This is a genomic window from Bradyrhizobium sp. WYCCWR15520 (genome assembly GCF_056174665.1).
In genome coordinates, this window is the sequence record NZ_JBWBWM010000035.1 from 19,917 (window position 1) to 43,848 (window position 23,932).

The 23,932-nt window shown below is 62.1% G+C and carries 22 protein-coding genes; 7 read left to right on the top strand and 15 right to left on the bottom strand.

The window, feature by feature from the left end; translation table 11 throughout:
* The 5 genes from AC0QUY_RS32070 to AC0QUY_RS32090 are packed head-to-tail and all read right to left on the bottom strand — an operon-like array spanning position 1 to position 5,771.
* Entirely contained in the window at positions 1-873 is an 873-nt protein-coding gene (locus tag AC0QUY_RS32070; RefSeq protein WP_161852556.1) for a branched-chain amino acid ABC transporter permease, read from the bottom strand.
* Positions 873-2,807 (bottom strand): AMP-dependent synthetase/ligase, encoded by a 1,935-nt coding sequence (locus tag AC0QUY_RS32075; RefSeq protein ID WP_161852557.1) that lies wholly within the window; start codon positions 2,805-2,807, stop codon positions 873-875. Before AC0QUY_RS32075 ends, AC0QUY_RS32070 begins: the two co-directional genes overlap by 1 nt.
* Positions 2,807-3,610: an ABC transporter ATP-binding protein gene (locus AC0QUY_RS32080; protein ID WP_371419436.1), complete on the bottom strand. Its 804-nt coding sequence runs from the start codon at positions 3,608-3,610 to the stop codon at positions 2,807-2,809. Before AC0QUY_RS32080 ends, AC0QUY_RS32075 begins: the two co-directional genes overlap by 1 nt.
* On the bottom strand, positions 3,598-4,461 hold the full coding sequence (locus AC0QUY_RS32085) for an ABC transporter ATP-binding protein (protein WP_246738611.1): 864 nt from the start codon (positions 4,459-4,461) through the stop codon (positions 3,598-3,600). Before AC0QUY_RS32085 ends, AC0QUY_RS32080 begins: the two co-directional genes overlap by 13 nt.
* Complete coding sequence (locus AC0QUY_RS32090; RefSeq protein ID WP_161852558.1) at positions 4,458-5,771, bottom strand: phytoene desaturase family protein; 1,314 nt, start codon at positions 5,769-5,771, stop codon at positions 4,458-4,460. Before AC0QUY_RS32090 ends, AC0QUY_RS32085 begins: the two co-directional genes overlap by 4 nt.
* Before the next feature lie 243 nt (positions 5,772-6,014).
* On the opposite strand from AC0QUY_RS32090, the gene AC0QUY_RS32095 reads away from it, so the two are divergent.
* On the top strand, positions 6,015-6,650 hold the full coding sequence (locus AC0QUY_RS32095; protein WP_161852559.1) for a TetR/AcrR family transcriptional regulator: 636 nt from the start codon (positions 6,015-6,017) through the stop codon (positions 6,648-6,650).
* Positions 6,651-8,123: 1,473 nt separating this feature from the next.
* Here AC0QUY_RS32095 and AC0QUY_RS32100 read toward each other — a convergent pair.
* Positions 8,124-8,363 carry a hypothetical protein gene (locus AC0QUY_RS32100; RefSeq protein WP_202639275.1) on the bottom strand — a complete coding sequence of 80 codons (240 nt, stop codon included), beginning with the start codon at positions 8,361-8,363 and terminating at the stop codon, positions 8,124-8,126.
* A 741-nt stretch (positions 8,364-9,104) separates the two neighbouring features.
* On the opposite strand from AC0QUY_RS32100, the gene ligD reads away from it, so the two are divergent.
* The gene (ligD, locus tag AC0QUY_RS32105; RefSeq protein WP_475390153.1) at positions 9,105-9,992 is read left to right on the top strand and encodes a non-homologous end-joining DNA ligase; all 888 of its coding nucleotides are present in this window, start codon (positions 9,105-9,107) and stop codon (positions 9,990-9,992) included.
* A 500-nt stretch (positions 9,993-10,492) separates the two neighbouring features.
* Entirely contained in the window at positions 10,493-11,173 is a 681-nt protein-coding gene (locus tag AC0QUY_RS32110; RefSeq protein ID WP_161852561.1) for an ankyrin repeat domain-containing protein, read from the top strand.
* 23 nt (positions 11,174-11,196) lie between these two features.
* On the opposite strand, the gene AC0QUY_RS32115 is transcribed toward AC0QUY_RS32110, so the two are convergent.
* The 3 genes from AC0QUY_RS32115 to AC0QUY_RS32125 form a co-directional block, all read right to left on the bottom strand.
* On the bottom strand, positions 11,197-11,325 hold the full coding sequence (locus tag AC0QUY_RS32115) for a hypothetical protein (protein WP_256380325.1): 129 nt from the start codon (positions 11,323-11,325) through the stop codon (positions 11,197-11,199).
* Between the two features lie 497 nt (positions 11,326-11,822).
* Positions 11,823-12,587 carry a hypothetical protein gene (locus AC0QUY_RS32120; RefSeq protein WP_475390154.1) on the bottom strand — a complete coding sequence of 255 codons (765 nt, stop codon included), beginning with the start codon at positions 12,585-12,587 and terminating at the stop codon, positions 11,823-11,825.
* Positions 12,588-12,673: 86 nt separating this feature from the next.
* Positions 12,674-13,594 (bottom strand): LysR substrate-binding domain-containing protein, encoded by a 921-nt coding sequence (locus AC0QUY_RS32125; RefSeq protein WP_475390184.1) that lies wholly within the window; start codon positions 13,592-13,594, stop codon positions 12,674-12,676.
* Between the two features lie 197 nt (positions 13,595-13,791).
* Here AC0QUY_RS32125 and AC0QUY_RS32130 point away from each other — a divergent pair, with 197 nt between their 5' ends.
* The gene (locus AC0QUY_RS32130; protein ID WP_475390155.1) at positions 13,792-15,543 is read left to right on the top strand and encodes an acyl-CoA dehydrogenase family protein; all 1,752 of its coding nucleotides are present in this window, start codon (positions 13,792-13,794) and stop codon (positions 15,541-15,543) included.
* Between the two features lie 3 nt (positions 15,544-15,546).
* Positions 15,547-16,329, top strand: a complete 783-nt coding sequence (locus AC0QUY_RS32135; RefSeq protein WP_475390156.1) for a 2-keto-4-pentenoate hydratase — start codon at positions 15,547-15,549, stop codon at positions 16,327-16,329.
* An 18-nt stretch (positions 16,330-16,347) separates the two neighbouring features.
* Here the strand turns inward: AC0QUY_RS32135 and AC0QUY_RS32140 are convergent, their stop codons facing one another.
* Positions 16,348-16,662, bottom strand: coding sequence for a hypothetical protein (locus tag AC0QUY_RS32140; protein ID WP_475390157.1), 315 nt, complete (start codon positions 16,660-16,662; stop codon positions 16,348-16,350).
* Positions 16,663-16,888: 226 nt separating this feature from the next.
* Between AC0QUY_RS32140 and AC0QUY_RS32145 the strand changes: the two genes are divergently transcribed.
* Complete coding sequence (locus tag AC0QUY_RS32145) at positions 16,889-17,089, top strand: hypothetical protein (protein WP_161852567.1); 201 nt, start codon at positions 16,889-16,891, stop codon at positions 17,087-17,089.
* Positions 17,090-17,911: 822 nt separating this feature from the next.
* Positions 17,912-18,154, top strand: a complete 243-nt coding sequence (locus AC0QUY_RS32150) for a hypothetical protein (RefSeq protein WP_475390158.1) — start codon at positions 17,912-17,914, stop codon at positions 18,152-18,154.
* 130 nt (positions 18,155-18,284) lie between these two features.
* On the opposite strand, the gene AC0QUY_RS32155 is transcribed toward AC0QUY_RS32150, so the two are convergent.
* From AC0QUY_RS32155 to AC0QUY_RS32175, 5 genes are read right to left on the bottom strand one after another with little or no spacing between them, the layout of a single operon-like run.
* On the bottom strand, positions 18,285-19,253 hold the full coding sequence (locus tag AC0QUY_RS32155) for an ABC transporter ATP-binding protein (RefSeq protein WP_475390159.1): 969 nt from the start codon (positions 19,251-19,253) through the stop codon (positions 18,285-18,287).
* Positions 19,250-20,242 carry an ABC transporter ATP-binding protein gene (locus AC0QUY_RS32160; protein WP_161852570.1) on the bottom strand — a complete coding sequence of 331 codons (993 nt, stop codon included), beginning with the start codon at positions 20,240-20,242 and terminating at the stop codon, positions 19,250-19,252. The genes AC0QUY_RS32155 and AC0QUY_RS32160 overlap by 4 nt, the downstream gene beginning before the upstream one ends.
* Entirely contained in the window at positions 20,242-21,162 is a 921-nt protein-coding gene (locus AC0QUY_RS32165; protein ID WP_161852571.1) for an ABC transporter permease, read from the bottom strand. Before AC0QUY_RS32165 ends, AC0QUY_RS32160 begins: the two co-directional genes overlap by 1 nt.
* On the bottom strand, positions 21,128-22,087 hold the full coding sequence (locus AC0QUY_RS32170) for an ABC transporter permease (RefSeq protein WP_475390160.1): 960 nt from the start codon (positions 22,085-22,087) through the stop codon (positions 21,128-21,130). The genes AC0QUY_RS32165 and AC0QUY_RS32170 overlap by 35 nt, the downstream gene beginning before the upstream one ends.
* A gap of 22 nt (positions 22,088-22,109) precedes the next feature.
* The gene (locus AC0QUY_RS32175) at positions 22,110-23,906 is read right to left on the bottom strand and encodes a peptide ABC transporter substrate-binding protein (RefSeq protein WP_475390185.1); all 1,797 of its coding nucleotides are present in this window, start codon (positions 23,904-23,906) and stop codon (positions 22,110-22,112) included.
* Between the last annotated feature and the right edge of the window lie 26 nt (positions 23,907-23,932).

Genomic DNA, 23,932 nt, shown 5'->3' on the forward strand with positions numbered 1-23,932 from the left:
CTAGACCCTCTCGATGTCGCGTTCGCCGAAGATGCCGAACGGGCGGACCATCAGCACCACGATGATCATGGCAAAGCCTGCGACCTCCTTCATGCCGGAGCCGATGTAGCCGCCCGCGAGGTTTTCGGTGATGCCGATCAGGAGGCCGCCGAGGCCGGATCCGAGCACGGCGTCGAGCCCGCCGAGGATGGTGGCCGGAAACGCCTTCAGCCCGAGCTGGAACATCGCCGGCGACAGGTCATAGGACAGCGCAAAGAACACGCCGCCAATTCCGGCAATCACGGACGATGCGGCCCAGGCCAGCGCATGGACCTTGGTGGCGCTGATGCCCATCAGCAGCGCGGTACGGTCGTCGGCGGCGACGGCGCGCATGGCGACGCCGATCTTGCTGTAGCGGAAGAACGCCCAGATCGCGGCAAGCAGCACAAGGAGCGTGACGATGACGGCAATCTGGCCGGTGCGTACGCCGATCGGGCCGATCCGCACGATGCTGCGGCCGAAGCCCACGTCGAGGCCGTGCGGATAGGCGTCCCAGATGAAATTGATCGACGAGCGCAGAATGACCGCAAGGCCAATGGTGACCATCACGGTGGCGAACACCGGCTCGCCCAGCATCGGCCGCATCACGACGCGCTCGATGATCAGGCCGAGCACCACGGCGGCAAGGATGGCGCCGAGCGCCACCACGAACACATCGCCGCTGACCGTGGTCGAGATGGTCCAGGCGATATAGGCCGTGATCATGGTCATTTCGCCCTGCGCGAAATTGACCAGGCCCGTGGACTTGTAGATCACAGCAAAGCCCATCGCGATCAGGCCATAGATGGCGCCGATGGCGAGGCCTGAAATCAGCAGCTGCATGAAATACTGCATCAGATCTCCGCCTGGTAAATGATGGCGAGTTCACGCGCGAACTTCTTCTCGATCATGGCGCGGCGGACTTTTTGCGTGGCGGTCAGTTCGCCGTCGTCGTGGTCGAGTTCTTTCTCGAGAATCGCAAAGCGGCGGATGTTCTCGACGCGAGCGAAACGCTTGTTGGTCTCATTGACGATCCGCTCGACGAGGTCATGCACTTCGGGGAGTTGCGACAGCGACTTGTAATTGGTGTAGGGCAGCGCCTTGTCGCGGGCCCAGCGGCCGACATTGTCGAAATCGACCTGGATGATGGCGCCGAGATATTTTTTGGCCTCGCCGACCACGATCGCTTCCTTGATGAACTCGGAGTCCTTGAGCGCGTTCTCGATCTCGGAGGGCGCGATGTTCTTGCCGCCGGCGGTGATGATGATCGCCTTCTTGCGGTCGACCACGCTGATCTCGCCATTGTCCATGATCTCGACGATGTCGCCGGTGCGCAGCCAGCCACCCGGTTCGAGCGTGGCCGTCGATGCCTTGTCGTCGAGGAAATAGCCCTTGAAAACACCGGGGTTCTTCAGCAGGATTTCGCCGTCGGCGTCGAGCTTCCATTCGGTGTGGAGCAGGGGCAGGCCGCAGCCGCCGAGCCGGTGATGGCGGTCAGTCTGGATGAAGGCGACGCCGCCGCTTTCGGTCAGGCCATAGCCTTGCGACACCGGGCGGCCGATGATGTCGAAGAAGCGCAGCGTCTCCGGTGAAATCGAGGCGCCGGCGCAGAGACGGTGGCGGCTGCGCGCGAGCCCGAGATGGCGCTGGATGTTGCGGAACAGGAAAATGTAGAGCAGTGCGTAAGCGATCTGGTCGAGCCGGGTGTCGCTGCCGTTCTGCCGCCGGTCCGACAATTTGCGGCCGAGTGCGAAACAGGCCTTCGCGAATGCCTGCCGCAGCCGGCCGCTCTCGCCGAGTCTGAACAGGAAATTCTGCTGCAGCTTCTCGTAGATGCGGGGAACGCCGACGAAAAAGGTCGGCGCGATCTCGCGGATGTTGAGTGCGACGGTATCGATCGATTCCGCAAAGCTGACGGTGCCGCCCAGCACGAGCTGCATCACCTCGGAATAGCAGCGTTCAGCTACATGGCAGAGCGGCAGGTAGCACACCGATTCGAACGGCTTGTCCGATATCCCGACCGCCTCGGCATAGATATACGATGCATAGATCAGGTTGCGATGCGTCAGCATGGCGCCCTTGGGCGGACCTGTGGTGCCTGAGGTGTAGACGAGGATGCAGACATCGTCGGGCGAGGCCCGCGCAATCAGCCGGTCGAGCCTGCCATTGGCGTCGGGGTTTTCGTGTGCGTAACGCTTGCCGAGTTCGCAGAGCTTTTCGAACGACATCAATTGCGACTGGCCGTAATGCCGCAGGCCCTTCATGTCGACGCAGACGATGGCCTCCAGTGCCGGCAGGCCGTCATTATTGGCGATGGCGTCCAGGACCTTGTCGGTCTGCTCCTGGTCGCCTGATATGATCACGCGCGCGCCTGAATGCCGGACGATATACTGCAGCTCGACCCACGGATTGGTCGGATAGATGCCGACCGCGATAGCGCCGATCATCTGGGTGCCGAGATCGGCATAAAACCATTCCGGCGTATCCTCGCCCGCGATGGCGACGCGGTCGCCGGGTTTTAACCCGAGCGACAGCAGGCCGAGCGCGACGGAACGCGCGGTCTCATAATAATGGTTCCAGGAATAGCGGTTCCAGATGCCAAAATCCTTCTCGCGCAGTGCAAGCTTGTCGCCGTGCAGTTCAGCCCGCTTTTGCAGCAGTTGCGGAATGGTGATCGCGGCATTCTGCAGCGTGGACCGCAACGACGCGGTGTCGGGGGCGGACGTGCTCTTGGCCGAATCCGCCTGCACGGTCGGATGCGCTGTTCGCATCGTGTCGAGGGTGGACATCATGCACCCACCTTCGCAGGCACTTCCGCGCGATGGCCGCCGAGATAGGCTTCCGTGACGGCCGGATCGCAGCGCACTTCGGCGGGCGTGCCTTCGGCGATCTTGCGACCGAAATTCAGGACGTGAACGCGGTCCGAGATGTCCATCACGATCCGCATCTCGTGCTCGATCATCAACACGGTGATGCCGAGCTGGTCGCGGATATCGAGCACGAAGCGGGCGATGTCCTCGGTCTCCTCCTGGTTCATGCCCGAGACCATTTCATCGAGCAGCAGCAGCTTCGGCTCGCAGGCGAGCGCCCGCGCCAGTTCGACGCGCTTCTGCTGGCCGTAGGACAGCGTGCCGACGATGGCGTCACGGATGTGCTCGATCTCGAGGAATTCAACGATGTGCTCGACGCGCTGGCGGGCCTCGATTTCCTCCCGGCGGGTGCGGCCGAAGAAGATCACGGCATCGAGCACATTGGAACGCAGATGAGTGTGCCGGCCGGTCAGGATGTTCTCGACCACGGTGCCGTGCTTGAACAGCGCGAGATTCTGAAAGGTCCGTCCGATCCCGATAGCGGCAAAGCGCGAGGGGGAGACGGTCGCGAGATCGGTGCCGTCGAACAGGATGCGGCCGCCGCTTGGCCGCAGCACGCCGGAGATCATGTTGAACAGCGTGGTCTTGCCGGCGCCGTTCGGGCCGATCACGCTGCAAATTTCGCCTGCGGTGACATCAAGGCTGACATCGGCGACCGCCTGCAGGCCGCCAAAACGCTTGGTGAGGTTTTTGACACTGAGCAAGGCGATCACGATAGCCACCGTTTGCGCCGCTTGTAATGCTTGACATCGCGCAGGCTCTTTCGCCCCGAATTGGAAACGCCGAGATAGAACTCCTGCACGTCCTCGTTCGACGCCAGCTTCTGCGCCGTGCCGTCGAGCACGACGCGTCCGGTTTCCAGGATATAGGCGTAGTCGGCGATATCCAGCGCGCGCTGCGCGTTCTGCTCGACCAGCAGCACCGTCATCTTCATCTCGTCGCGCAGCTTGGCGATTACCTCATAGATGCGGTCGATGATGAGGGGCGCGAGGCCCAGCGAGGGCTCATCGAGCGCCAGCAGCACGGGATCGGTCATCAAGGCGCGCCCGATCGCGAGCATCTGCTGCTCGCCGCCGGACATGTAGCCGGCGATCTGGTCGCGCCGTTCGAACAGGCGCGGAAACAGCGTAAACACCTTTTCGCGGTGCTCGCGCGCTTCCGCTGCGGTCTTGGTGTAACCGCCCATCTGCAGATTTTCGTCGATGGTCAGCGCCGGAAACACGCGGCGGCCTTCCGGCACCTGCACGATGCCGCGCCGAACCAGCTCATCAGGGGCGAGGCGGTGGATTTCCTCATTGCGGAAGCGGATCGAGCCATTCTCGATCACGCCTTCCTCGGTGTAGAGAATGCCGGACATCGCCTTGAGCAATGTCGACTTGCCGGCGCCGTTGGAGCCGAGCAGGGCGACGATGCCGCCTTCGGGCACGGCAATGCTGACGTCGCGGATCGCCTCGATGGCGTTGTCATAGACGACGCGGATGTTGCGGAATTCGAGCAGGCATGACGGATCGGGCGCGGCCTGCGCGCCGCTAAGATTCGCCTGCGTCGGGATTGTTGTCGGTATCGCACTCATACCCGGCTCGATTGTGCCACGCGTGGCCGCTGCGCCAGGATCGCGTCGGTGACGATCTTTGCGGTTTCGGCACAAGCTTGCGTGCCGCCATTGCCGTATTGCTTGACGGCGTCGCCGACGCACCACAGTCCGTCAATGCCGGTCTCTCGCGGCAGGTCATATCCGGCGCAGCTGCGCTGGGCCGCCCAGTCGTCGCGCATGACGCGGATCGACAGGATTTTGGCTTGGGCAAAATTCGGGAACTGCTCGCGCAGATCGGTCAGTGCGAGTTCGACCTCGACCTCGGAGTCGAAATCGCCGAGCGCCGGGATCGGAACGGCGTAGGCGACATAGAGATGCCAGCCGGGCGGTGCCAGTTCGGGGCAGGTTGCCGTGAGGTTCGCCATATTGCACAGCCGGCGGGTTTTGCCAAAGGTCACGATGCCGGGATGGGAGATCAGCGGTTCGCGGCTGGCGATATTGATGACGATGTTGGCGGCGGGCTTGAGCCCGCTGCGTACCTGCTCGACATAGGCGGGCGGGAAGGCGCCTTCGCCGCCAAGGGCCACGGTGGTCTTCGGACCGGCATTGCTGATGACGAGATCGGTCTCGATCCGCACCCATTGGCCATCGCGTACAACGGTCACTCCATCGACGCGGCCCCCGGTGGTGTGAATTTGTGCCGCCGGCGTCGACAGCCAGATATCGCCATTCCGTTTGATGACGGCCCCGAGTGCATTCCAGACGCCGATCGTGCCTTGCGGGCAGAAGCCAAAACGCTTGAAGGCGCCCTTGCTGGTGAAATAGGTCAGGAAGGCGCGCGCTGGCAGCTCATTGGCGTTGCAGGCGAAGATCGCCGCGCAGAGGTTGCGGAAGATGGCATGCACCGAGGCATTGCTGGTGTAGGTCTTGAGCCAGTCCTCGGTCGATTGCCGGCCGTCGGGAAGGTTGCCGGAGCGGGCGTCGGCGAATTTCTCCAGGATGCGGGAGGCCTGCTTGGTCAGTTGGCCGAGCAGCAGTGACCAGCCGCCGCGCCCGACATCGATCAGCTTGCCGTCGATGAAGAAGGAACTGGCGGGCTCGGGGGTGCGGATATCGAGCGGCGCGCCGACGGTATTGAAGGTCTCCTCGAAGACACCGCCGAGTTCGATGGCGATGGCGCCGATATTGACGGTAAAGCCGTCGATCTCTTCGGTCGAGGCACGCCCGCCGAGCCGGTCCTTGTCGTCGACGACGAGGGTATGGAGCCCGGCATGGGACAGGCGAGCCGCGGCGCAAAGCCCGCCGGCACCGGCTCCGATCACGACAGCATCCGCCCTAATCACCGTCATTTCACCTCCCAAAGCGCGCTGCACGGTTGGTCCGGGCTGTCCTTATTTAGATCATTCTATTATAATCCGACTGGCCGTTCAAACAATTTTTTGCGATAAGGACGATGTGGTCGATCGGCCGCAGGCCCGTGCGGGGCCGGCGGGGGCAGCCGACGCATCGAGATGTGAAAAAGGGCTGCTGAATCAGCTAAGCATGTCCTTGGGAAGACGAGCTAAGGCTGAAATGGAAGCGGACACTACCCGATGGCGCGAACACGCTCTGAAAATTACGACGGCATCCATCTCGGCATCTTGACCAATGCCGCCCGGTTGTTTTCGGCGCAGGGCTATATGCGCGCTTCGATCGCCGACCTTGCGGACGCCTGCAAGCTGTCGCGCGGCGCGCTCTACCATTATTTCGACTCCAAGGAAGCGATCCTGTTCGCGATCCTCGACGCCCACATCAGGGAAATGATCCAGCATGTCGAAACGGCGGTCGCGGCGGGCGGTCCGACGCTGACGCAGTTTCAAAACGTCATTCGCGCCATCGTGGAGGTCAACGCCAAATCGCCGCATGAGCAGCGCGTGCTGATTCACGATCTCTCGTTCCTGAACGAGGATGAGCAGCAGGCCATCAAGGATCTCGAGCGCCAGCTGGTCGATATCGTCGCCGACCTTCTGCTCAGGCTCGACGCCGAAGGTCGAATCGTCAAGCGCACCAAGAAGATCTACACGATGATCCTGTTCGGCATCATCAACTTCACCTACACTTGGTACGATCCTAAGGGCGCGGTCGATCCGCAGGAATTTGCTGATATGGCGGTCGAATTATTCCTGCACGGCTTTGCGCCGGGAGCGGTTGGGAAGCCTGCCACGACGAACCGGCGTGAGAAAGTTTAGCGTAGGCACCCTGTCGGAGATTGCATGCGCGTGTGGAACGACCGCTTCTGGCGCAAAGCGGCCGTTCGTACGCAAACAGCATCCCGCGACTAAGGAATAGGTAGAGAATCAATCGGTTTGATTTCGGGGAAGGGCGCTTAGCCGATCACATGGGAAGCCGCGACATCATGCTTCGGTGGCGTGCGCGAGCACTGGGCGTGCGTTGCCCGCTTTCGTCCCCTCCGAGCCAAACGCTGCCGTAGCGTCGTCCCACTGGCGCAGATTTCTGCGCCATAGCTGGATCATTTTTGGTGAGTTTGTGGTGGGTTTTGCTTTAACCCTACAGGGGCGTTTGACTAAGTAATTCATTTTATGGCGCACCCGAAACGATTCGAAGGGTGACCTTTGCCTTTGGGCAACGCTAAGCGACCGCCTGAAATAGCGATTTGAGGTGGTTGAATGTCCCCGCAACCAACCGAAAATCTCTGGTCGAAAAGCTATTCTACATGGAGCGCCAACCCCGGGATAACCCCGGCTACGTCAGCAACGAACGAAAATAACCAATATCGTATGAAGCCAAAACTCTCGACTTTTCAGCGCTATGCGGTCCGATAACTGGGTTCGGGACGCAGGGGTCGCAGGTTCGAATCCTGCCACTCCGACCATTATCCTAGCCGTTCATTTTTCAGGACTTTTTCTGATTGCTGGCGGTTCCCGAGTCAACCGCCCATTCCCTTCCAAAAGCCGGATACAGGTCTGCGTTCCCGCGGCGCGTGGCGTCCGGGCGTTGTCAGGTTACCCTCTGATATGGAGGGTGCAGGGAATGCCGGGTGCTCGCCGCACCCGCGGTCTCGTGTGCATGTGTGGATAGAAATGCGCACACGAGCATACAGGTACAGCCGGAGCAGTCCGGCATTCCCTGCGCAATGGGTTGACGGCTTATGCCGTGGTCTCCCCGGAGCCGAATTCCTCTGGCCTCCGTCACTGCCGGCTTGATGGCTAAATCGATCCGGTTGGATCTGATACGCCACCGGCAGCTTGGCACCAGCCACGGGTGTCAGGACCACACGGTTTTGCCGTACGCATCGAGCGCCGTCATCTTGCGCGCCGTCAGCCGCTCACGAGTTTGACCTCGCCCTGCAACCATCCTGCGCACCGACGCTGCTTGCGTCCACCGCATCCCGTCCCGCGTTCGTGACGATCGCGATACGCCCCTCTTGCCGGGACGAGACGGGCGGAAAGTGCCGCTGATTTGGGTGCGAGGGAAAGCAGTATATTTTTGCGCTGACGACTGGACGACCCAAATCAGATTGAATCTGTTCAGCAAATTAGATTATTCGCGCGGCTGCCTATCTTCAGTTGTGTAGATCCATTTCTACACATAAATTCCTTTGCGCCATTCATTGTCATGCACATCTTTGAAGCTGGGCGACGCCGTCCCAGCAGATCTTGCTGACACCCGGCCATGCCACCAGGCTTCGTTATCGAGGAAAATCAGGCTGGTTGTTTTGGCAGAGCAAATCGAGCGTGGGGTTGCGTAGAGGATTGCGGGTGAGGACGGACAGGAGGCGGGCTTGGTGGCGGCAGGCCATACTTGGCCGCGCGTTCGGAGACGAGCTTCCGATAAGCGACCGCCTGCATCTCGAAACACTTTCGGAGCTCCGGATTGGTTTCTTCGGCGGCCAATCGCTCGAAGGTGAGCGCGTGCTCCAGGTATTCGGTCAACAACTTCATCGGTCGTCCCCGATTTTGTCCGCCCAACGCGCCAGGGGGCGTTCAAGTTCCTAGCGGTCTTCCGGGCTCTGTCGTGTAGATAAGTGCATTCAAATGAGGGAATGGAGTGCAATGCTCAAATTGAGTACGTGCAACTACATTGTCGGGAAAAAATGGCAGACCAGCGGAATTGGCAGTGCTCAAAAATTCGCGCGCCGTCTAAAGAGACGCGGTGACTGATGAAATGTTTACCGCTGTTGTTATCGCAAGTGGCCTGCTCGTGGTGATGTTACTCGCTGCCGTCATACTCAATTTGTGACGGCTTGCTGGCGTATCTGCACGCATTGGCGCCCGAGGCGCGTGGCCGGATCTGTCTTATTGCAGTCCTCTGCGGTTAACTTTTGTTGTAGCCAGAGACGACTGTCCTTGCTGTGATTTCGGCGTGGCCCTTTGTGGGTGAAGGGCTGGCCTCCAGGAGTCTAAGCTTCGACGCCCCGAAGCTTAGGCTCTTGGTGCCAGGCAAATAGATCAGCGCCACTCTGTGTTAACTTCACGAACGTTCCCGGACGCCCGAAACCGGAAACAGGTCTGGCGCTCAAGGCGCTCAAGCAACCGCATCCTTCCTCAATAAGCCCTGCAGCATTGGTGGTGGCAGCGAGGATCACGTCCCCTGATTGTTCGAGATTCCTGAGAACTGCGCGAAGATGCCTGCTTTTCCCGCAGGCTTTTTTGTGAGTTGCGTTGTTGCCCAAGAATATCCAGATGCCGGGGTTCATTAAGCCCCAGCTTGCAACGTTGAAGTCCAAGGCGCCCAAGGGCGACCGGTGGCTTCACGAGATCAAGTACGACGGTTATCGCGTCCAGGTCCATCTCAACCGCGGAAGGAAGAAGGTCTTCACCCGGAACGGGCTGGATTGGACCAAGCGCTTTACCGAGATTGCCGGCGCGCTCGCCATACCGGGCGAAGCCATCATCGACGGCGAGGTGGTGGTCGTCCATGAAGGGCGCGCCAACTTTTCCGAACTCCAGGCAGAGCTAGCCGCGGGCAGGCAGGGCCGGCTCGTCTACTACGCCTTCGATCTGCTCTGGCGGAATGGCGATCTCCGCAAACTCCCGCAAATCGAGCGCAAGCAACGGCTGCGGGATCTCCTTGGGGAGAACGATGTCGAGCTTCCGGTGCTTTATTCCGAACACCTCACTGGTGACGGACAGAAGATGTTCGAACACGCTGCGAAACTGAATTGGGAAGGCATCATCTCCAAGCGTGCCGATGCTCCCTACAGATCGGAGCGCGGTGAAGCCTGGATAAAGGTCAAGACCATCCAGAGGGAGAAATTTCCCGTCGTCGGCTTTGTCAAAGATCCCTCGGGTATAGCAGCCCTCTATCTGGGCAAGCAGGAAGGCAAGGAGCTGCGCTACATGGGAAAGGTTGGCACGGGGTGGTCCCGAACCGTCTCCAGCCAAATCCGCAAGCAGCTCGATACCGTTATCAGCCCCAAGTCGAAGCTCACGAAACCCATAAGAGAGCCGAAGGCCACATGGGTCGAGCCGACGTTCTACGCGGACGTGGAGTACAAGGACATCACCTCAGAAGGCTTGTTGCGCGCCAGCTCCTTCAGGGGATTGTTCAAGGGAACGGGCCGCACCTGACAACGTTCGTGGTTCATAACGTGAGTCCTACGGGGCAGCTGAACCAGGAAGGTTCGAATGCCGAAAGACAACGACTGGAACGCCGACAAGACATGGGCGGCAAGCACGGCGGACAGGCAGGAATGCCCAAGCCGGAGTCGCAGACCGCAGCTCAACAGGGCATCGCCCGTGGCGAGAAGGGTAACGAACAACCTTCAGATAAGGCGCGAAGCCGGCAGCGGTAGTTGCCGAGGCGTCTCAAAAAGAAACGCCGCCGGGCTCGAAATGATTGTCCCGGCGGCATCTTGTCTCAGACTGGGCCCTGAAATCCCAGTCACTGACAAGGATGCAATGGCTATGCCACAGGGGCGTGACACCAAGGGAAAAAGCGGAAATACGTAGGTATCCCTCGGCTTTCATAATTCCGTAAAATAACGTTCGCGTCCCTTCCGCGGGACGCGCGCTATTTTCGGCAATATGCGCAAGTGTTTTCCGATGGCCAGTGGCCGGAGTCATTTTTCATGCGTTTCCTCGCCGCGCTCGTTGTCGCGCTCCTGACCGTCCTGCCTGCATCGGCGCAGGTCGCGCCGACCGAGGCGGAGTTGCGCGCCTATGGCGGCCTGCATGCGGCCGCCGCGCGGGGCGACGTCGCCGATATCGAAAGGCGCATCGCAGCTTTCGAGAACAAGGAGGCGCTCGACGCGCGCCATCGCACGCCGCTGCATGTCGCGGTCTATCAGAAAAAGCACGATGCGGCGCGCGCCCTGATCCGGCTCGGCGCCGATCCGAACAGGCTGGAGGTCGACCGCTATGACATCGTCACCATCGCCGCGGTCGCCAACGACGTGCCGATGCTCAGGATCGCGCTCGAAGGCGGCGGCAACCCGAAGGCCGTTACCAGCCGTTATGACGGCACGGCGCTGATTGCGGCCGCGCATCTCGGTCACGCCGAGATCGTGCGGGCTTTGATTGCCGCCAAAGCGCCGCTCGATCACGTCAACAATCTGCAATGGACTGCGCTGATCGAATCGATCGTGCTTGGCGATGGCGGCAGGAACCACACCGAGACCTTGCGCGCGCTGGTCGAGGCCGGCGCCGACGTCAATATTCCCGACGGAAGCGGATCGACACCGCTCGTGCTGGCGCGAAGCCGCGGTTATCGCGACATGGTTGCGATCCTGGAAAAGGCCGGCGCGAAGTGACGAGGTCGCCGGCTGCGGCGGTGTTAGAACGCCCGGCGCCGCGGCGGCGGACCGGCTTGCGGGTGCCGACGGGTGAGGAGCTCGGAAATTGCGATCGTCGCGATGCCCGCGATGATGGTGATGGCCGCCATCACCAGAACAGTTTTGAGCACGGTTCCCTCCTCAACAATTTTAACCAACACGCCAGACGAATCACGTTCTGGCAAGACGAGGGAACTACGGGGGCTGAGTTGTACGGGGTAGTTCGGCGAGGCTGTTCTGTTCCAGTTTCATGCACGATCCGGAACCGGAACTTGCCGAATGAAGCAGTCCGGCCGATGAGAGTCCGTTTCCGAACAGACGGATGATCCAGCGTTGATTTTAATCGTCCTCGTCAACGAGGAGCACCAGGATGCAGACACGGCGTAACAAGCGCGAGAAGACTTTCGAAGAGCGGCTGGCGGAAGAGGCCCAGTGCTTTAGAGAGGCGGCAAGTCAGGCGCCGCCCGGCATGGCTCGCGAGTTGCTGTTACGTCGGGTTCGGCAGATGGAAGCCGCATTGGAACACGCCGGGCATGAGAGAGTGGCAAGACTTGTCTCCCCGCCGCCTGGTGCTGCGTTTGAAGCGGCGGCTTATCCGCCAAAACCGCAATAATCCCGGACGACCGTTTCAGGTGGGAAGACGCCTCTTTCCGGGCCGATCCGGTATTTGGTATGGAAACAGAAGTGATCGAAGCGCCAGCTGGCGCTCGCCTAACTCACCTTCGCCCGTCGTGAAGCAACGATCCGCTGCTTTAATCCTAGTGACGCTTTGCGTTTCCTCGAAACATTGCAACCATTTGAGATTGTCGAGTTTCCTTTTGTCGGCTCTCGTAAGCTCCCAAAATGACGAACCCAACCACATTGTTGCCGCTACTGCCTCGATGTATCCGGCGCCAAAGCGCCACCTTCCAGGATTGCGCGATGTATCGATCTCCATGCGGCCCAACGGATATGGCATTCCGTTCGACCGCAAGGGAAGATGCGCAAACGATTTGCCGGCCACTTCGTATTGCTGAGGATCGACAGCATTCTGCCAATGGTCGTATTCAATATCGACGACCCAGGCCATCACGAAGTGATCACCTTCAATGAGGCCAGAGACCCAATCATCCCAGCGGACCATGGCCCCATCGGTCGTCGTGATAATCAGAAGATCGAGCTGAAACCTCGGCAAGGAAGCAAAAATAAAATTGAATCCATGCCCGGTGACGTCAAAGTCAGTCACGCCTGTTAGCTTCGATAGCAGTCGAGGTGTGCTCAGTTTCAGCCCGTCCGATTCGAACTCTGGCGCGCCGATTCCGTGACAAACGAGAATTTCCGCCACTCGTCGCATTGTCCATTGCGGGTCAAACGTATCGTATTTAAAGACCAGTTTTAGCTGTTCGTTCGCCATCGTACGCCACCTAACGGGGGAATGCTCGAACTTTGACGTCCACGCCAAGTTGAGCTCCACATATCTGAACGCGCCTTGAGTAAAACTCAACGCGCATATTCCGCGCCCGCCTTCACGGCCGCCGTCTTCGCCGCGGGCTTCTTCGCCGCGCCCTTCTTCGGCGCGGGCTGGCCGCGTGTATCGTTCAGCCAGGCGACGAAAGCGGTGACTGCGGGATCGTCGGCCATGCGCTGCTCGTATTCGAGCACGAACTGTCGGCGCGTCGGGCGAATGGTTGGATGGGCCCTGACGAGGTTGCCGCGGGCGAGATCGGGCGCGAGAAGGCCGTCGATCGCAATAGCGACGCCCATGCCGGCGGCCGCAGCTTCAATGGACAGGCCGAGGCTTTCGAAACTGCTGCCGCCCTGTACGGGCACGTCGGTGAATTGCGCGTGATCCAGCCAGCGGCGCCAATCGTCCGGACGCGGCCGCGCATGCAGGAGGGGAACGGCGGCGAAATCCACCGCGCCCTTCTGCAAAAACTCCGGCGCGCAGACCGGCACGGTCGCGATCGGCATCAACGAGTGGGTGACGAGCCCGGGACGCGGTTGCCCATCGGAAACGGCGATCACCGCATCGTAACGGCTGGCGAGAAGGTCGAGCGGATTGGAGCTGGTGTGCAGGTCGACTTCCAGATCGGGATAGGCCGCATGGAGTGTCGGCCAGATCGGCAGCAGGAAGCGCGAGACGAAGAAGCCGTAGACGCCGACCGACAACCGCCGGAAACGCCGCAACCGAAGCCCGTCGGCGGCATCGGCGATCCGGTCCAGCGCCTCGCGGGCGGAATCTGCGAAGGTTTTACCTGCGGAGGTCAGGGCCAGCCCGCGCGAGCCGCGCAGGAACAGCGCTGTCCCCATGCGCGCTTCCAGCGCGCGGACGTGCCGGCTCACGGCACCGACCGTCACGTTCAGCTCCTCGGCCGCCCGCGTGATCGACAGATGCCGCGCGGCGGCCTCGAACGCCCGCACCGCATGCAAGGGAGGAAGTCGTCGTGACGCCATCGCGCAAGCTTAGTGGAAAAGGCCCAGCCGGCAAACGGGAGCGTTGACTCTGGCTCAAGGCGCCGACCCAAGAAGTCGTTTGCACGGATATGCCGCAGGCCATACGCCGGTTTTCACTCCGGGCGCTGCTTCAGCCCGGGCAGGCGAAGCCGAGGGAGGTGTCCATGACCATTCATGTCGATCTGACCAGCCGCGAGGCGGTGGCCCGGCGCTCCGGCGCGTTGGCGCCGACCTGCCGCGGGCTGAATTATTATTCGCTCGACCGGAGCCTGCGGGGCCTGTTGCCGCATTACATGGAGGCGCCCCTGCTGGCGCATCTTTCGCCGCATCTTGCGGAACTCGGCGAACTCGCCTCAGGCCGGCTGCATGATTTGTCCGACCAGGCCGAGCGGCATCAGCCGGTGCTGCATCCCCGCGACGGTTATGGCCGGGACGAGGAGTGGATCGAATATCACCCGGCCTATCGCGAGATGGAAAGCATTGCGTTCGGAAAGTTCGGCATGCACGCGATGTGCAACCGCGCCGGCGTCATGGGCTGGCCGTCGCCGATGCCGCCGCTCGCAAAGTACGTCTTTCACTATCTGTTTGCGCAGGCCGAGTTCGGCCTGCTGTGCCCGGTCAATCTCACCGACAGCTCTTCTGAGCTGGTGCGCCGCTTCGGAAACGATGAGCTGCGCCAGCGCTATCTCGATCGGATGTGGAGCCAGGATCCGGCTTCCCTGTTCAAGTGCGCGCAGTTCATGACGGAGAAGGCCGGAGGCTCCGATGTCGGCGCCGGCGAACTTCTCGCCGTGCGCGACGGCAAGGACTGGAAGCTGTGGGGCGAAAAGTGGTTCTGCTCCAATGTCGACGCCGAATTGGCGGTGCTGCTGGCGCGGCCCGAGGGTGCGGCGGCCGGTGGGCGCGGCCTCGGCCTGTTTCTGATGCCAAAGATGCTGCCCGATGGGCGGCGGAATTCGTACCGGATCATGCGCCTGAAGGACAAGCTCGGCAGCCGCACCATGGCGAGCGGCGAGATCGTGTTCGAGGGCGCGGTCGCCTACCAGCTCGGCGAACTGGATCAGGGCCTCAAGCACATGCTGGTGATGGTGAATTCGAGCCGGGTGTCGCATCTGGCGCGCGCCGCCGGCATGATGCGGCGCTGCCTGAACGAGGCGATGGTCGCCGCGCGGCATCGCAACGCCTTCGGGCGTGCCGTGATCGATCATCCCCTGATGCGACGGCAATTGCTCAAGCTGATGGTGCCGACCGAGCAGGCGCTGTCGGCGCTGCTCTATTCGGCGACATCATCGGACAAGGTGCTGCGGTTGCTGACGCCGATCGCAAAATACCGGGCGTGCCGCGACAACGTCACGGTCGCGACCGGCGCGATGGAGGCCCGCGGCGGCAACGGCTACATCGAGGACTGGCCGAACGCGCGGCTCATTCGCGATGCCCATCTCGGCCTGCTCTGGGAAGGCACCAGCAACATCAACGCGCTGGACGCGGTGCAGCGCGCGGTCGGCAAGGCGCGCGGTCAGGAAGCGCTGCGCGACGATCTCAGCCGCCGCCTGGAAGACGTAAGTGGAATGCCGGGTCAATTCCGCACGCGCCTTTCCGGCGCGCTGACCGATGCCATGCGCTTTGCGGAAGAGGTGGCGGCCGATCCGGAGAGCGAGCGGTTCTGCCGGATCGCCGCCGGGAAACTTTATCACGCGACGACGGCTGCCCTGTTGGCATCCGAAGGCACGCGGCTCGGCCAGGCCGGCGGCGATGCGCGGCGTCTATTGCTTTCGCGCTTCGTGCTCGAGCATCGCCTGGCCGAGCATTCCTCCGCCAATCTGCAGGCGCAGCGCTGGGAGAATGAAGCGATCGATCTATTGCTCGGCGATGCGCCTGTCACGATGAGCCAGGCTTCGGCGCTGGTGCAGGGGTAGATCGTGGACATTGCTCGTCAACGCGAACTCGCAAGCCTGCTCGCCGCGTTGCGCCGTGAAGGCCGCCAGCAGAGCGGCCTGGATCAACGTCTCGTGCCGCCGGACAACGCAACGGCCTATCGCGTCGCCGGCATGGTCGCGGAAGAACTCGGCTGGGACGTCGTGGGCTGGAAGATCGCCGCGATGAAGGAGGGGCTGCAGCGTCAGCTTCGCACGGACTCACCAATCTATGGCCGGGTGTTGATGCCGGTTGTGCCGTCGCCGGCTACGGTCGAACACGCCAAGGTCTGCAGCCCGATTCCCGAAGTCGAATACCAGGCAATACTCGGCGCCGACCTGCCGCCGCGTGAAAAGCCGTACACCGTAGAGGAAGTCACCGAGGCAGTGGCGTCGCTGCATCCAGGCATCGAACTCGCCGAATGCCGCTTCGTCCACGACGCGGCGTTTCCGCCGCTGCCCGCGATCCTCGCCGATGGCGCCGGAAGCGGCATCATCGCCTGCGGTGACGCGATCTCCGATTGGAAGACGCGCGATATCGCCGGCCAGGAAGTGGTGTTGAGCTGCAATGGCGCGCTGCGGCGGAAGGGCACGGCCGGCGAAGCGCTCGATCATCCGATGGTGCCGCTGACCTGGCTCGCCAACGAACTCTCGCGTACCGGCGTCGGCATCAAGGCGGGGCAGATTGTCAGCACGGGAACGCTGACCGGCATGCTGCGGCCCAAGCCGGGCGACACCTTTGTCGCGGATTTTGGCCCGTTCGGGAGCGTGACCGCGACCTACGCGTGATAGGCGGCAGTCCCGATCTCAGGTACCCCGCTCGGGAAGGTCGCCGAGGAGATTCGACAGCCTGACCGCCAGGTTTCGCAGCCGGGCGTTCTCCTCGAGCAGTTGCAGCACGTTGCCGGTATCTTGCTGCCGCGCTTGATCGCCTCGAAGTCCGTCGGCTTCGTCGAGCAGGGGCGATAAAGCTGCGAGCAGCGCGTCGCCCCGGAGCGGCGCTTCCTGTGCCTGAGCCACGGCGCTACGCTCACGCAGCGGCACGACGTTATCGCGACGGCCGATATCCCGGAATGCATTGTCGCGGACCTGTTTGCGAAGCGGTAGGTGTTCGGTACTCATGACAATTTCCTGATCACAAGGTGGCGCAGTCGCCGTTTTCGACGCCCAGCTTTCATTGAGTCCGGGGCAAATTTGCGTCGGAAAGGCAACGGCGAAAAGGCTCGCCGGATGGCGCCTGCGTCGCTTGAGTCACACGGCAGATCGGATTAGGCCAAATTTTTGACGTATCGCCGTCCTTTCTGACGTCGACGGTGGGCTGGGGAGCGACCACCGTAGGGGCGTATCAATGACGGATTTCCTGACCAACGCAGATCACTGGCGCAAGCGCGCGGAACAGACAAGGGCGTTAGCCGCGAATGCGGTCAAGGACCAGGGCCGCCTGCTTAAAGTGGCGGAAGAATACGATCGTCTGGCAGCGCACGCCGAACAGCGGCGGAGCACGTTGGTTCCTCGGGGATCCTACATTCCGGCAAGCCAGTCCGAATAGATCTTCTTCAATCGAAAACGTTGGGAGAAGCGGGCATTTCTTGCTTCCGCGGCCGCGCGGCTGCGCCGTCGTGGCGGCGAAACGCGCAGCCATACCCAGATGTGTGACCTGTAAAACACAACCGCGAAGCAACGTTCAAAGCATTGTGATCGCGCGATTGCAGTCGAATCAACGAATCGCCTAGACCGTTAGCGGGGCTGGGAAGCGGAGAGTTAGTATGAGAGTCGCTTCCTTAGAAAGTGTACTGACGGCGGCTACGCTGGTATTGGCCATCGTCATCGTGCTGTGGGGAATCAAGATTTTCCACGGTGTGTGAGCAGGTAAGCTGGCGTCGAACAGAGACCTCCGATCAAGAAGAGGCTCGCGACAAAGGCACGGGCAGGGCGTCACTTCCGCGGCGGCGGAGGTCCTTCTCATTTCTGATTGCCGAGGCATAGTTCGCCGGAGGCTTGTCCCTTCCGACGCGTATCGGGTTTGGTTTACGGCTTGGCGTAAAATTCGCACAGGCCGCGAAAGGCATTGGTTTCAATTTCCGCATGCATTTTGGTTATTATCTGATGATCGCAGCCCTCGTTCTCATCGGGCTGGAAGTCCTTTACCGGCTCTATCAATTGGCAACATTCCTTTAAATCGCACGCGCAGGCTGTTGTTTTTGTGCGCGCCGGCTTCGGGTCTTGCCGCAATCACGCCGCTTTAGCGCCGGGGTCGCCTCCGCACGATTCCAATTTTAGTCGCAAATTTGCCGGCCGACTCACCTCATTCTCCGCGCGCGACGTGGTGACTGGGGGCACGTTTCCGCTTTTTAAAATTGGAGTATCAATCATGCGAGTAGACCATCCGCAGCTTAATAAGCGAGACCGCCGCGCTGAACCTTCATTTTGGGTTGAGGAACCGACCGACGACGCACTGTCATTGCTGGAGAATGCCCTTCGCGGGGATGAGCCTGCCCTTCGCCGCGAAGAGCGGGCCGACGAAGCCCACGCGCTGATCGAGGAAAATGCCAGGCTTCGGGAGCTTCTGTCACAGCTATCGGACCTGATCCGCAAAAACGGCATTCAGCGCTAACGCCCACATCTGATTTCGGCCCCGCCCCGGCAACAAGCGATTGAACCGCTGCCGGGGCGGGGCCGCGTTTATTTTCAGCGATTGCATTCACGCCGCCGACTGCGTGAGAGCGGCGGCTCAGGCGCCGCCGTCAAGCCAGATGACATGCGACGAAATGTCCGTCGCTCCCTTGCTTCAATTCGGGCGCGCTCTCGCGGCAGCGCGGCTCGGCGATCGGGCAGCGGGTGTGGAAGTGACAGCCGCGCGGCGGGTTCATCGGGCTCGGCACGTCGCCCTGCAGGCGGATCCGCTTGCGCTTCACCTTCGGGTCCGGCACCGGCACGGCGGAGAGCAGCGCCTGCGTATAGGGATGCCGGGGATTGCGGTAGAGCTCGCTGGCGTCAGCCAGCTCGACGATGCGTCCGAGATACATCACCGCGACGCGGTCGGAGATGTGCTCCACCACGGAGAGATCGTGGGCGACGAACAGGTAGGTAAGGTTGAGCTCGGACTGCAAATCTTCCAGCAGGTTGATGACCTGCGCCTGAATGGAGACGTCGAGCGCGGAGACCGGTTCGTCGCAGACGATGAATTTCGGCTCCACCGCGAGCGCGCGCGCGATCACGATGCGCTGGCGCTGGCCGCCGGAAAATTCGTGCGGATAGCGCCGCATGTGCTCGGCCTTCAGCCCGACCTTGACCAACAGGCTCGCCACGCGGTCGTCGCGCTCGCTTGCCGAGGAGGCGAGCTCGTGGATGGTGAAGGCTTCTCCGAGGATCGCGCCAACCGTCATGCGCGGATTGAGCGAAGCGAAGGGGTCCTGGAACACGATCTGCATGTTACGCCGCATCGCGCGCAGGTCGCCGCCGGAGAGGCCACGCATGTCCTGTCCGTCAAAGACGATCTCGCCCTCGCTGGGCTCGACCAGGCGCAGCACGCAGCGCGCCGTGGTGGACTTGCCGCAACCGGACTCGCCGACCAGGCCGAGCGTTTCGCCGCGATTGACCGCAAAGGACACGCCGTCGACCGCGTGAACGCGGCCGACTTCGCGCGACAGCAGTCCGCCCTTGACCGAAAAATGCTTCTTCAGGCCGGTAACGCGGAGCAGGGGTTCGCTCATGCCATCGCTCCCTGCTTCTCGCCGAGGTGACATGCCATGCGATGACCGGGCGCGACCTCGCGCAGCAGCGGCTCCTCTACGGTGCAACGATCAAAGGCGTAGCGGCAGCGCGGCGCGAAGCGGCAGCCGGGGGTCGGATTGATCAGGATCGGCACCGAGCCGCCGATGGCCTCCAGCCGGGTCTTGTGCTTGCTGTCGAGGTCGATGCGCGGGATCGAGCGGATCAGGCCTTGTGTATAGGGATGGCGCGGATTTTCGAACAGGCTGTCAACGTCGGCCTCTTCCACCACCTTGCCGGCATACATGACGACGACACGCTGCGCGGTTTCCGCCACCACGCCCATGGCGTGGGTGATCAGCATTACCGCCATGCCGAAGCGGTCCTTCATGTCCTGCAGGAGGTCGAGGATTTGCGCCTGGATGGTGACGTCGAGCGCGGTAGTCGGCTCGTCGGCGATGACGAGCTTGGGCTTGCAGGCCAGCGCCATCGCGATCATGACGCGCTGGCGCATGCCGCCGGAGAACTGGTGCGGATAATCATGCACGCGGCCCTCGGCGTTCGGGATCTGCACCAGCTTGAACATTTCCACGGTGCGGGCGAGCGCGTCCTTGTTCGACAAGCCCTCGTGACGGCGAAGGCTCTCGGCAACCTGTTCGCCGACCGTCAGCACCGGGTTGAGCGAGGTCATCGGCTCCTGGAAGATGAAGCCGATATCCTTGGCGCGGATATCGTCCAACTCGTGGCTCGTGAGCGGCACGAGGTCGCGGCCCTCGAACAGGATCTGGCCCTGGACAATGCGGCCGGGCGGCATCGCGATCAGCTTCAGGATCGACATCGCGGTGACGGTCTTGCCGCAGCCGGACTCGCCGACCACGCAGAGCGTCTCGCCCTTGTTGATCGTGATGTCGACGCCGTCGACCGCCTGCAGCATGCCGTCGTCAGTAGAGAAGTGGGTTTTCAGCCCCTTGATTTCGAGCAGCGGCGCCATCAGATCACCCGCCTTGCATCGAGCGCGTCGCGCATGCCGTCGCCGATGAAATTGATGGCGACGACGGCGACGAAGATCGCCCCGCCCGGGAACAACGCCCAATGCGGACCGATGTCGAGGAAATCCTTGGCGTCGAACAATAGCCGGCCCCAGGTCGGGGTATCCGGCGGAAAGCCGAGGCCGAGAAACGACAGCGTCGATTCGGCGATGATCGCGGCGGCGACGTCGATGGTGCCGGCGATGATCACGGGGCCGACGGCGTTGGGCAGGATGTGCCGCACTACCTGCCGCAACGGGCTGGCGCCGAGCGCGCGCGCGGCTTCGACGAATTCCTTCTCGCGCAAGGAGAGGAACTGCGCGCGCACCAGGCGCGCGACCGGCATCCAGCGCAGGCCGCCGATGACGAGCACGATCAGGATGAAGATGCCGCCCTCGGGACCGAACACGGCTTTGAGCCCGTCGCGGAACAGATAGATGAGCAGGAGCAGCAGCGGCAGTTGCGGCAGCGATAGGAAGAGATCGGTGAGCCACATCAGCGCATGCCCGAGCGCCCCGCGCGACATGCCGGCGAGCGCCCCGATCAGCGTGCCGACGAGGACGGCGACCGCCATCGCCGCGAGCCCGACGGCCAGCGAGATGCGGCCGCCGTAGATCATGCGGGCGAGGATATCCTGTCCGAGATCGTCGGTGCCGAAGGGGTGGGCGAACGAGGGGCCCTCCAGGCGCGCGCTGAAATCGATCTCATTGATGCTGACGCGCCAGACGAAGGGGCCGAACACCACCGCCGCGATCAGGACAAGCAGCAGGAATGCGCTGACCACGGCGAGCTTGTGGCGGCGATAGCGCCGCCAGGTCTCGCGCCAGGGCGACCAGGCCGGCCGCCGCTCAGCGGAAGGAGATGCGAGGGTCAAGCCAGCCATAGAGGATATCCGCGATCAGGTTGAACAGCACGACGAGACAGGCGAACACGAAGGTCACAGCCATCACGACAGGCGTGTCGTTGGAGAGGATGGAAGAGATCAAGAGCGAGCCGATCCCGGGGATGCGAAAGATCTGCTCGGTGACGGTGGCGCCGCCGAACACCGCCGGCATCTGCAGCGCGACCAGGGTGACGACCGGAATCATCGCGTTGCGCATCGCGTGCTTGACGATCACCCTGGGTTGCCCGAGGCCTTTGGCGCGGGCGGTGGTGACGTAGTCAAGGCGGATCACGTCCAGCATGGCCGAGCGCACGAAGCGCGTCATCGAAGCCGCCTGGAACAGGCCGAGCACCATCACGGGCATGATGGCCTGCTTTATCTGCTCAAACAGCCAGCGTATTCCGGTTGCCTTGATGTCACTTGAATAGACAAAGGGCAGCCAGTCCAGCGTGATCGAGAAGACCAGGATGAATAGCAACCCTGTGAAGAAAGTCGGCAGCGAGAAGCCGATGAAGGCAAACGTGTTGGCAATCTGATCGAAGATCGAATAGGGCCTGGTCGCGGCGTACACGCCGACGGGAATTGCGATCAGGAGCGCCAGTATTTGCGCCGAGCCGATCACGTAAAGTGTGGTCGGCAGGCGTTGCAGGATGAGCGTGTCCACGTTCATCCGGCTGACGAAAGAAAAGCCCCAGTCGCCCTGCACCATCGCCGCGAGCCAGCGCAGGTAACGGAGGTAGATCGGATCGTCGAGACCGAACTTGGCGCGAAGCGCCGCCCCGACTTCGGGCGGCACGTTGGGGTTGGTTGCCAGTTCACTGAAGGGATCGCCCGGCGCAAGCGCCAGAACAATGTACAGAACCAGCGAAATGCCGAGCAGGCTCGGCACGGCGATCAACAAGCGACGCAGGACATACTGACTCATGAGGGAACAATCCCTTCGATGATTAGCCTGTCGCCTCCCGGTACCAGTCGAACAGATTGTCGGTTTCGTTGGCCCAGCCGCTGACCACCGGACGCAGCGTGTTGGCGCAGGCCTCCACCTTCAGGCGATGCATCACCGGGATGAAAACGATGTCCTGCATCATGATGTCGTTGGCCTTGATGTAGAGCGCAGCCCGCTTGACCAGATCGGTCTCGGCCTCGGCGGCGTCGACCGTGTCGTCATATTCCTTGTTGACCCAGCGCGGGAAGTTCACGCCCTGCCACTTGTTCTCCTTGGTGGCGACGTTGCGCGAATGATAGCGGCGCATGTGCTGGGCCGGATCCGGCTGACTCATCGGGATCTGGAACATCTCGAGGTCGGCGTAGAATTTGGCGTAGGTGTCGGGATTGGCGACGTCGGAGGAGAAGAACACCGAGGCGACCACCGATTTCAGCTCGACGTCGATGCCGGCCTTCTGGCAGGCCTGCTTGACGATGGCCTGGGTCTTCTGGCGCGGGCCGTTGATCGCGGTCTGGTACAACAGCTTCAGCTTCTTGCCGTCCTTCTCGCGGATACCGTCAGCGCCCGCTTTCCAGCCGGCGTCCTCCAGCAGCTTGGCCGCCTTTTCGATGCTGAATTCCCAGCTCGTGTTCTTGGAGACGAATTTTTCCGGGCCGTTGAGGAAATTGGGCGTGACGCGTCCGGCGCGGCCGTAGATGACTTTCTTGACGGCCTCGCGATCGACCAGCATCGAGAGCGCCTTGCGCACCGCCGGATCGGAGAATAGCGGGTGCTTGGTCTTGATCGAGGACCGCTCGCCGTCGACCTCGGTATTAGGATCGGTGAAGTTCAGCGCAATGAATTCGGTGTCGCCGCCGACCGCATAGACGGTCTTGCCCTTGCCGCCCTTTTCCAGGCGCAGCAGCACGTCGTCTTCGACCTGGATATTCCAGCCGAAATCATACTCGCCGGACTGGATGACGGCGCGCGCCGCCGAGACGGCATCGCCGCCGCCCTTCATCTCGATGGTGTCGAAGTGCGGGCGGTTCGGCATGTGGTAGTCGGGATTGAGCTCGCCGCGGATCACATCGCCCGGCTTGAACTCGACGAATTTGTAGGGGCCGGTGCCGACCGGCGACAGGTTGTTCGGGGCCTCGCGCGACTTCGCGCCTTTGTATTCCGCAAACAGATGTTTCGGGATGATGCTGCCGGGGGCGCCGACAAAGGCGTCGGCCCAGAATGGCGTCGGCTTCTTGAAGAGGATGCGGACGGTGAGGTCGTCGACCTTCTCGACGGTGATGTCGCGGTGAATGCCGATGGTCACGGTGGCGGTGGCAGGATCGCGGGCATATTCCCAGTTGAAGACGACGTCATCGGCGGTGAAGGGTTTGCCGTCGTGCCATTTGACGCCGGGCTTGAGCTTCCAGGTCACCGACATGCCGTCGGCCGACAGGCCGCCGTTCTCCAGCGAGGGAATCTCTGCGGCCAGGACCAGCTTCATGTTGCCGTCGGGATCCCAGCAGGCGAGCGGCTCATAGAACAGGCGCGAGCCGTCCTGGTCCTTGGTGCCGGTGGCGAAATGCGGATTGAGCAGGGTAGGTCCCTGCCACCACAGCAGTTTCAGTGCGCCGCCGCCGCCGCGCTTGGTCGGCTTGTAGACGGAGGGACCCTCGGCCATGGCGACGCCACCGATCGCCAGAATCTGCGTGGCCATGGGCGCGGTGAGACCGAAAGCCAGCATACGCTGAACGAAGCCGCGGCGGTCCATGCGGCCGTCCTTTACCTCGTCGATCATGGTGCGCAGTTCGGTGTCCAGCATCGTTGTCCCCGTCTGGTTCTTGTGGT